General features: G+C 71.8%; 10 protein-coding genes, 1 tRNA gene and 1 riboswitch. Of the genes, 4 read left to right on the top strand and 7 right to left on the bottom strand.

From position 1 onward, the window contains the following. A partial coding sequence (locus WD250_00775; protein ID MEX2618727.1) for an asparagine synthase-related protein occupies positions 1 to 493 on the bottom strand: 493 nt, incomplete at its 3' end. Between the two features lie 85 nt (positions 494 to 578). On the opposite strand from WD250_00775, the gene WD250_00770 reads away from it, so the two are divergent. Next, entirely contained in the window at positions 579 to 1,439 is an 861-nt protein-coding gene (locus WD250_00770; GenBank protein MEX2618726.1) for a CHRD domain-containing protein, read from the top strand. Between the two features lie 15 nt (positions 1,440 to 1,454). On the opposite strand, the gene WD250_00765 is transcribed toward WD250_00770, so the two are convergent. From WD250_00765 to WD250_00755, 3 genes are all read right to left on the bottom strand, one after another. Beyond that, complete coding sequence (locus tag WD250_00765; GenBank protein ID MEX2618725.1) at positions 1,455 to 1,730, bottom strand: ubiquitin-like small modifier protein 1; 276 nt, start codon at positions 1,728 to 1,730, stop codon at positions 1,455 to 1,457. Then, a complete protein-coding gene (gene thrC / locus WD250_00760; GenBank protein ID MEX2618724.1) occupies positions 1,727 to 2,977 on the bottom strand; it encodes a threonine synthase in 1,251 nt (416 codons plus the stop codon). Before thrC ends, WD250_00765 begins: the two co-directional genes overlap by 4 nt. 82 nt (positions 2,978 to 3,059) lie before the next feature. Further along, positions 3,060 to 3,170: riboswitch (SAM riboswitch) on the bottom strand. A 66-nt stretch (positions 3,171 to 3,236) separates the two neighbouring features. Continuing rightward, positions 3,237 to 4,178 (bottom strand): diacylglycerol kinase family protein, encoded by a 942-nt coding sequence (locus tag WD250_00755; protein MEX2618723.1) that lies wholly within the window; start codon positions 4,176 to 4,178, stop codon positions 3,237 to 3,239. An 87-nt stretch (positions 4,179 to 4,265) separates the two neighbouring features. Between WD250_00755 and WD250_00750 the strand changes: the two genes are divergently transcribed. Then, the gene (locus WD250_00750) at positions 4,266 to 5,987 is read left to right on the top strand and encodes a hypothetical protein (protein ID MEX2618722.1); all 1,722 of its coding nucleotides are present in this window, start codon (positions 4,266 to 4,268) and stop codon (positions 5,985 to 5,987) included. Between the two features lie 191 nt (positions 5,988 to 6,178). On the opposite strand, the gene WD250_00745 is transcribed toward WD250_00750, so the two are convergent. From WD250_00745 to WD250_00735, 3 genes are all read right to left on the bottom strand, one after another. Beyond that, positions 6,179 to 6,664 (bottom strand): hypothetical protein, encoded by a 486-nt coding sequence (locus tag WD250_00745; protein ID MEX2618721.1) that lies wholly within the window; start codon positions 6,662 to 6,664, stop codon positions 6,179 to 6,181. Positions 6,665 to 6,786: 122 nt separating this feature from the next. Next, positions 6,787 to 7,473: a LytR C-terminal domain-containing protein gene (locus tag WD250_00740; protein ID MEX2618720.1), complete on the bottom strand. Its 687-nt coding sequence runs from the start codon at positions 7,471 to 7,473 to the stop codon at positions 6,787 to 6,789. Between the two features lie 16 nt (positions 7,474 to 7,489). Further along, positions 7,490 to 7,762, bottom strand: coding sequence for a DUF3263 domain-containing protein (locus WD250_00735; GenBank protein ID MEX2618719.1), 273 nt, complete (start codon positions 7,760 to 7,762; stop codon positions 7,490 to 7,492). Between the two features lie 146 nt (positions 7,763 to 7,908). Between WD250_00735 and WD250_00730 the strand changes: the two genes are divergently transcribed. Beyond that, a complete protein-coding gene (locus WD250_00730; protein ID MEX2618718.1) occupies positions 7,909 to 8,118 on the top strand; it encodes a hypothetical protein in 210 nt (69 codons plus the stop codon). Positions 8,119 to 8,214: 96 nt separating this feature from the next. Beyond that, positions 8,215 to 8,290: transfer RNA gene (locus tag WD250_00725), tRNA-Thr, on the top strand. Positions 8,291 to 8,825: the final 535 nt, after the last annotated feature.

Here is an 8,825-nt window from a genome sequence, read left to right as displayed (position 1 = left end):
CCCCCCGCGACAGCTCGCGGACGTCGGCCTTGGCCAGGCCGGCGTCGGCCAGGGGCGTGGCCACACCCCGCTCGGCGGCGGCGCGCTGGCCGGGACGGTGGTCGCCGAGGTCGTCGGTGACCGTCCCGACGGCGATGGTGGCCCCGGCGAAGGCCTCGGCGATGGGCTCCAGCACGTCGAACAGCGCGGTCTTGCAGTGGAAGCACCGGTCCGCGTCGTTGCGGCGGTAGGCGGCGCGTTCGGCCTCGTCGGTGAACACCTCGACGTGGCGCACCCCGAGCTCGGCGGCCAGCGCGGCGGCCTGGGTGCGCTCGGCGGCGGGCAGGGAGGGGCTGACGGCGGTGGCGGCCACCACGTGCTCGCCGAGCACCTCGCCGGCCACGGCGAGCAGGTAGGCCGAGTCGACCCCCCCGGAGTAGGCCACGACCACCGACTGGTGGGCGGCGAGGATGCCGGTGAGCGCGCGTGCACGCTGGTCGATCGAGTCGGGCATGGCGGTGATTGTGCCAGGCCGGCGGGCGCGTCCCGGCCACGGGTCACGGGTAGGCTCGGCGCTGAGCGGCTGAAAGGTTTCCACGATGAGCGGCACCCCGACCGGACCCGACGACCCGACCGTCCCGATGGGCGGTGACGCGGACCCCGACGGGCCGTCTCCCGCCGAGGAACGCGACCCCTGGTACACCCGACCCGAGATCTTCATCCCCGTGGCGCTGCTGATCGTCCTGGTCGCTGTGCTGCTGGTGGTTGCGCTGGGCGGCGACGAGCAGGAGATCGCCGAGGACCCCGGGGAGACCCCGGTCGACGAGCCGGCCGAGGAGGAGCCCGAGCCCGCCGAACCCGAGCCCGAGGCCCCGGACGACGATGCCGCGGTCGACGACGACGACCCCGACACCGACACCGATCGAGCCGACCCCGTCGACCCAGCCGACGACGAGCAGCGCGACCCGCCCGCCGAGCTCGGCGAGGCGACCAGCACGTTCGTGGTCGACCTCTCCTGGGAGAACGAGGTCGACGACACCGCCGAGCCCCCCGCGTTCGGTCAGGGCCAGGAGGGCGTGACCGGCACCGCGTGGCTGTGGCTCAACGCCGACGAGGGGATCATCTGCGCCGACATCGTGGTGCAGGGCCTCGACGCAGGCGACTCGTTCGAGAGCGGCCCGGGCGCGCACCTGCACGCCGGGGGACTGGAGGAGAATGGGCCGGTGGCGGTGGCCTTCGCCACGCCCGACGACCAGGCCGGGGAGTCGTCGGGGTGCTTCACCGAGTTCGAGGAGGGCTTCATCGAGATCGAGGACAGCTTCGACCCGGTCGAGACGCTGCAGATGGTCGAGGACAACCCCGAGGACTGGTACGTCAACGTGCACTCGGAGGCCTACCCGATGGGTGTCGTGCGCGGCCAGCTGCCCGACGGCGGGCAGGACGAGCTGCCCGCGCAGTAGGCGCGGGGGCAGCGGTCACCCGCCGGCGACCGCCGGGATGATCGACACCGTCGCGCCGTCGGGCACACGGGTGGCCAGGCCGTCGGCGAAGCGCACGTCCTCGTCGTCGACGAAGACGTTGACGAACCGGCGGATGGCGCCGTTCTCGTCGAGGATGCGCTCGCCGATGCCCGGGTGCGTGGCGTCGAGGTGCGCGACGACCTCCGCGACGGTCGCGCCCTCGACCGCGACGGTGGTCTGGTCGTCGGTGAGGGTGCGCAGCGGGGTGGGGATGCGGACGGTCGCGCTCACGGGGTGTCCTTTGCGTTGAGGGCCGCCTGGAAGTCGTCCAGTCCGGGAGCCACGGTGTAGGTCGGGCCGAGGCGGTCGGCGACGGCGTCGAGCGTCTTCAGGCCGAGGCCGCTGATCACCGCCACGGTGCGGGCGTCGGGGTCCAGGGCACCGGCGGCGGCAAGCTTGCGGGTGACCGCGACGGTGACCCCACCGGCGGTCTCGGCGAAGATCCCCTCGGTGCGTGCCAGCAGACCCATGGCGTCAGCGATCTCGGCGTCGGTGACGTGCTCCATCGTTCCCCCGGTGCGCCCGACGGCGTCAAGGGCGTAGTAGCCGTCTGCGGGGTCGCCGATCGCGAGGGACTTGGCGATCGTGTCGGGCTTGACCGGCCGCACGGCGCCCGAGCCGTCCTTGAAGGCGGTGGCGATGGGCGAGCAGCCCTCCGCCTGCGCGCCGCTGACCTTGTAGGGCGAACCGGGGACCAGTTCCAGATCGATCAGCTCGGTGAACGCCTTGTCGATCTTGACCAGCATCGACCCCGACGCCATCGGCGCGATCACGTGGTCGGGCAGGGTCCAGCCGAGCTGCTCGGCGATCTCGAAGCCGAGCGTCTTCGAGCCCTCGGCGTAGTAGGGGCGCACGTTGACGTTCACGAACGCCCACCCGTACTCGCCGGCGACCTCGGCGCAGAGGCGGTTGACGTCGTCGTAGTTGCCCTCGACGGCCACGAGCTTGGGTCCGTAGATGGCCGTGGTGAGGATCTTCGCCTCCTCCAGGTCGGAGGGCACGAACACGTAGGCCTCCATGCCGGCGTGGGCGGCATGCGCCGCGACGGAGTGGGCGAGGTTGCCGGTGGAGGCGCACGCGGCGGTCGTGAAGCCGAGCTGGCGCGCAGCGCTGAGCGCGACGCTGACCACGCGGTCCTTGAAGCTGAACGAGGGGTTGACCGTGTCGTTCTTGAGCCAGAGGTCGCGCAGGCCCAGCGCCGCACCGAGGCGCGGGGCGGGCACCAGCGGGGTCCATCCGGCGCCGAGGTCGACGCGCTCGTGCTCGATGGCGCCCGGCAGGATCGGCAGCAGGTCGGCGTAGCGCCAGATGCTGTGGGGGCCGGCCTCGATGGACTTGTGCGTCACCGCGCCGCGCATGGCGGCGTAGTCGTAGACCACCTCCAGCGGACCGAAGCAGAACTCGCAGACGTGGACGGCGGCGATATCGGCCTCCGTGCCGCACTCGCGGCACTGCAGACCCTGCACGTAGCTCACCATGGCTCCTGGCTCCTGCGGCAGCGTGGTGGTGGGGCCGATCAACAGCAAAAGCCCCCCGATCGGGAGGGCTGCCGCACTGGAGCATCCATCTTCCCCCCGACAGGGGCCGGAGTTCGCACCTTCGCCGCAGGATGACCACGGCACGGTTGCGGAGGCGTCGTCGGGCCGGTCCCTCGACCTCTCTTGATGGTGTATGCAATTGTCTGTCACCACCTTGACAGGGGGCGCCCCCCTGTGCAACTCACGGCGCGTCGGCTTCTCAGGCTGGGGGCGGGACGAGCACGGCGAGTCGATCGGGATCCGGGCTGAGGACGAGCTCCTCGGTCTGCCCGAGGTAGTCACCGTCGGCCTGCCAGGGCACGGGCCCGTGGCCGCGGACCACGATGCGGTGCTGTTCGTGCCGCACGTCGGTATCCGGATGGTCCGCGATGGTGGCACCGCCGCGCAGGGCCCGGCTGGCCAGCCCCACCAGGGACCGCGCCTTGAGGGAGCGGACGACGACGACGGACAGGCCGCGCTCGCCGGTCGCGCCTGGGACCACATTGAACGGGCGAGGCCCGAGGAAGGTGTAGGGATCGGTGATCAGGCAGATGGCGAAGTAGCCGTCCTCGATGATGCTGCCGTCGCCGAACTCGACGCTGAAGCGGGGACGGCGGTGATGGTAGTGGCGCAGCCACGTGCTAACGGCGGCGCAGACGAAGAGGGCCTGGCCCACCGTGCGCTTCAGCCACATCCGGCGCTCGACCTGCTGCACGACGGCGGCGTCGAACCCGATCCCGACGTGGAACATGAACATGCGGTCGTTGGCCCGGCCGACGGGGACGCGGCGCACCGAGCGTTGCGCCATGGCCTCGACCGCCTGGGCGGCGGCGTCGCCCGCGTCGCGGGCCAGCCCCAGCGTGCGGGCGAACACGTTGGTCGAACCGGCGGGGATCACGGCCAGCGCAGTGTCCGAGCCGAGCAGCCCGTTGGCCGCCTCGTTCGTCGTGCCGTCGCCGGCGAGGACCACCACTGCGTCCGCACCCTCCGTGGCGGCTTCACGGGCGAGCACCGTGGCGTGGTCGCGACCGGTGGTCTCGACCTCCTCGACGTCGTGCATCGCCAGGGCCTGGCGCACGGCGGCCCGGGACGTGGGGGAGACAGCGGTGGCCGTCGGGTGCACGATCAGGCGCACGCGCCAGACCGCTGGGGGTTGCTGCACTGCACTGCCTCGTCGATGGGGTTTGCCGTGTGGCCGTCGCCAGCTCGCGCGAGGACGCCGGCATCACTGCTGCTAGCATGCCGCATCATGGCCGAGACGCATGCGGCTTCCACCGAGGCCTCTCCGCCGTGCCCCCCCCGGCCGTCCTCCGAGGCCGACCTCGGGTTCACGCGCCGGCCCATGGTGCGCTGGTTCGATCCCCATCAGCTGGCCGACACGGCGCGGCGCGTGCTCGTCTCGGGCATCTTCAGCTCCTACGCCGACAAGCGCGGGGAGCAGGGCCGGGAGCCAGCCGAGGTCGTGGACCGCTCCGCGCAGGGTGACCTGTGGCTCGACTACGTCGCGGACCTCGGCGACGGGTGGAACCCGACCTACACCGTCGCACGCCTCCTGGCCGCCGAGAAGCTCGAGCTCGACTGGGACGGCGACACCCACGCGACCGAGCGCGGACGCATCCTCGTCATGGGGGGCGACCAGGTGTACCCGGTGCCCAAGGCGGTGGAGTACGAGAACCGCCTCCTCGGCCCGTACCGGGCTGCGCTGCCGTGCGCCCCCGCCGACACCCCCGAGCTCTACGCCATCCCGGGAACCCACGACTGGTACGACGCCCTGGTCAACTTCACCAGCATCTTCTGCCTGAACCGCTGGATCGGCGGATGGAAGACGAGCCAGCGGCGCAGCTACTTCGCGCTCAAGCTCCCGAACAGCTGGTGGCTCTGGGGCATCGACATCCAGTTCGGCGCCTACCTCGACGAGGTCCAGCTGCAGTACTTCGTCGGCGTCGCCGCCGACCGGGTCCAGCCTGGCGACCGCATCATCCTGTGCATGGGCAAGGAGGTCGCGAGCGGTCGGAAGCAGGAGGAGATCCACTCCGACCGGGATGTGGCGTACCTGGAGCGTGAGGTCATCCAGCCCAGCGGTGCTCAGGTGTTGGTGTACCTGCAGAGCGGCAAGCACTACTACTCCCGCTGCGCGGAGGAGGGCGGGCCCCGCCAACACATCACCTCCGGCGGCGGTGGCGCCTTCCTGCACCCCACCCACAACCTCCCTGAGCACATGGCGCTGCCCGCAGCCGGCGGGCCCGTCACCTACCGCCGGGCCGCCACCTATCCGTCGCCGGCAGCGTCACGACGGCTGCGCAGACGGATCTGGCTGCTCCCGCTCTACAACGTGCCTCTGGCCGCGGCCTTCGGCATTCTCCAGGTGCTGTTGGTCTTCATGCTCGAGCTGCATGTGCGAGACCGCCATGTGGCGATCGGCGTCGACGACCTGCGCCTCGCCCTGTGGGAGAGTCCCACAGCCTTCCTGATGATCCTGGCATTGATGGCCTCGCTGGCGGCGATGGTGCGCTTCGCCCACGGCGCCAGCGGCGTGAACCGCCTTCTGCTCGGATCCATCCATTCGCTGCTGCAGCTCGCGGCCGTGGCCGGGGTCATGATCGTCGCCTCCCGTCTGTCATCCGGAGCCGGGCTGGAAGGCGCGTGGTCCTTCGTCATCTTCCTCGGTCTGGTGTTCCTGCTCGGCGGCATCGGCGGGACGGTGGGGATATCGGGTTATCTCTGGGCCACCAACCTGCTCGGCCTGCACGGCAACGAGGGGTACGCCCCGCTGCACCACCAAGATCTCAAGCACGTCCTCCGCCTGCACGTCGGCGGCGACGGCGTTCTGACCGTGTACCCGATCGGCGTCGACCGGGTCGGCCGGAAATGGCGGCTGTGCCCCGACGCGGCCGCGCACGCCCCCTGGTTCGCCCCCTGCGGGCCGGAGCCCGATCCCCACCTCATCGAGCACCCGCTCAGGATCGGATGAGCCGGCCTGGCCGGCCACCTCGCCGGGCTGCCCCCACTCCGGGTCCTCTACACCGACCTTGACGGGACCCTGCTCGGCCCCGGCGGGTCGCTGCTGACCACCGCGGACGGGCGCCCGTCGATGCGGGCGGCACAGGCACAGGCGCTGCGGTGACTCACTGGCCCGTTGACCCGGCTCGGCGGGGCGCCGCGCTACGGCCGCCAGGTGTAGAGCTCGTCGAGCACGCCGCGGACGTCGGCGTGGATCTGGTGCTCGCGGGCTTCGTCCTGGAGGCGGTCGAGGGTCCGGGTGGTGGGTGCGACCACCCACACCAGGCCGGCGGTGACCAGGACCCCGAGCATGACCGCCAGGCCGGGGAAGGGACGGGCGAAGATGCTGAACCCGAAGGCCAGGATGCCGGGGATCTGCGCCGCGGCGACCGACAGGAGGAAGCGGGTGCGGTAGAGCAGGGCGATGTCCTGGGCGGTGCGCGGTGTGTGCGACTCGCGCAGCTGCAGCCAGCGGACCACGAGCGCGGCTGCGGCCGCACCCAGCAGCACGAAGGCCACGTGGGGCACCTGCGCGCCGATCTGGAAGAAGCCACCGGACGCCACGAAGGCAGACGGCAGGACGAGGAGGAAGAATGTCCCGCCCGCGGCGATCGCGATCACTCGCAGGGTCTGCAATCCGCTAATCACGTGCCGCTCCGTGTCCGCCGGGAAACCGGCGTGGTGGCCATCGACGTCGCCGCCATGGTAGCCGACGGGACCGGCCCCTCCGGCTGCGACGAAGGGTCGCCCGCCGCCGCCGGCCACCCGGCTCAGGGTGCCCAGTCGGCGCCGAGCACGATGTGCAGGTCGACCGTGTCGGAGAGCCCCGAGGCGGGGCGCAGCACCGCCATGCGCGGGTCCCGGGTCTGCAGCGCCTGCGCGGCCGACTCCTGGCCCTCGCTGTAGAACACCGTGGTGGCCGCGTACGCGGTGCTGGCCGGGTTCGTGGCCACCACCTGGTAGCCGAGCGCTTCGAGCGCGGCGACGAGCTCCGCGAGGCGCGCAGGGTCGTTCACCCCGTCGAGGATCTGCACCCGCGTCTCCTCGGGCGCCGCTGCCGCAGCGCCCGGCACCTGGTCCGCGGCCGCGTCGCCCGGCCCCTCGTCCGCGGCCGCGTCGCCCTCGGTGTCCGCGTCGCCCTCGGTGTCCGCGTCGCCCTCGGTGTCTTCGGCGTCTTCGGCGTCCTCGGTCCCGGCGTCCTCGGTCCCGGCGTCGTCTCCGGTGTCCTCGGGGCCATCGCTGTCCCCGTGACCCTCGGGCACCGAGGGCAGGGCGCCGTCGTGGATCGCGTCGGGGCCGCCGAGCATGGCCGGCCCGTCCCCGGGCGGGTCGTCACCGATGGTTGACACAGCGGCGAACAACCCGACGACCAGGCCCAGGGCCAGCGTGGCCCGCACGAACGCCGCGGCGAGTGAGCGCCAGAAGTGGTGCGGGTCAGGATCGGCGTGACGGCCCACGAGTGCTGGCTCCCCGCTACTGGCCGGGACGCTCGCCGAGCGTCCGACCGGCGCGCTGGGCGGTGCGCTGCTCGCGGCGGCGCCGCAGCCGGCGCACCGTCAACGGGTCGTAGGCGAGTGCCGCAGGCCGGGTCAGCACGCGGTTCAGCAACTGGTAGTAGCGCGCGGAGGAGATCCCGAACCGCGCGCGAACCGCCTCCTCCTTGTGCCCCGCATGGGCCGACCAGTCCCGCTCGAAGTCCAGCAACGCCTGATCGCGCTCGTCGAGAGGCCGGTCGTCGTCGTCCATCAGCTGGTGCGCTCCAGTCCTGGATGTCCCAGCCAGTGTAGGTAGCCGGTGGGCAACGCCCAAGGATCCCGTCCGGTCGGGCACGGTGGACGGAACCCGCACGGCGGGCCACCATGGACGGGGACAGCAAACGGAAGGCATGGGCCATGAGCGAGACCGAGCACGACACCGAGGCGACCGATGCCGCTCCCTCGTCCACTGCCGCTGCCAAGGCGGACGAGCGTCAGGCACTGTGGAACGAGCTGCCCGACCCGGTCACGCCAGAGGAGACCGAGACGTCGAAGGACACGACGCCACCGGCCCCGGACCTCGTGGCCGACCCAGACCACGAGTTCATGATCCGCCACGCCGGTTGACGCCGCCTCGCGGGCTCTCGCCTGCCAGCAGGAAGCGCCCGTCTCGGGGTCACGTCCGTCTCGGGGTCACGTCCGTCCCAGTAGGCTGGCCTGCCCGCCGGGGTAGCTCAGACGGCAGAGCGGCGCTCTTGTAAAGCGCAGGTCAGGGGTTCGATTCCCCTCCCCGGCTCCACCCCTGACCAGCCGCAACGCCATCAAGGCTGTCCCTCAACACCTGCCCCGCTCAGCGGCTTACCTGCGGACCGCCCATTCGCTGAATACCCACACCGGGGTCGTGCGCGACTATTTGGTCCGCCACGACGTGGAGGTCAAGTCCAAGGGCGAAGGGTTCATGCTGACCTCCCCCCTCGGCCCACTGCGCACCGGTCCGGTCTTGGCTGGGAGCGGAGGCCTTGAGTGCATGATCGCCGTGCAGCGCGACATAGCCGCGCTCACACAGCGGTCCGAGCACGGGGTGCGCATCCGGGTCGGCGTGCACACGGGCGAGACCGTCCTCGGCGACGATGACCACCGGCGTGCTGGGGGAGGGCGGGCCCGGACGGCTTACGGGGACCTGCCGCCTGGGGAGCGCTCATGGTGCGCTATCCCCACAGTGGCGGGTCGGGTGGGGGCACGATGATGACGCGGCCGGTGGGGCTGGTCCAGGTGACGTTGCCGGTGGTGTGGTCAAGGGTGGCGGTCCAGTCCTTGTCGTGGAGCTTGTGGTG

This window comes from Egibacteraceae bacterium, assembly GCA_040905805.1.
Classification (GTDB): Bacteria; Actinomycetota; Nitriliruptoria; order Euzebyales; family Egibacteraceae; genus DATLGH01.
The sequence above is the reverse complement of the archived record's forward strand: the minus strand, read 5'-3'. Positions and strand labels throughout refer to the sequence as shown.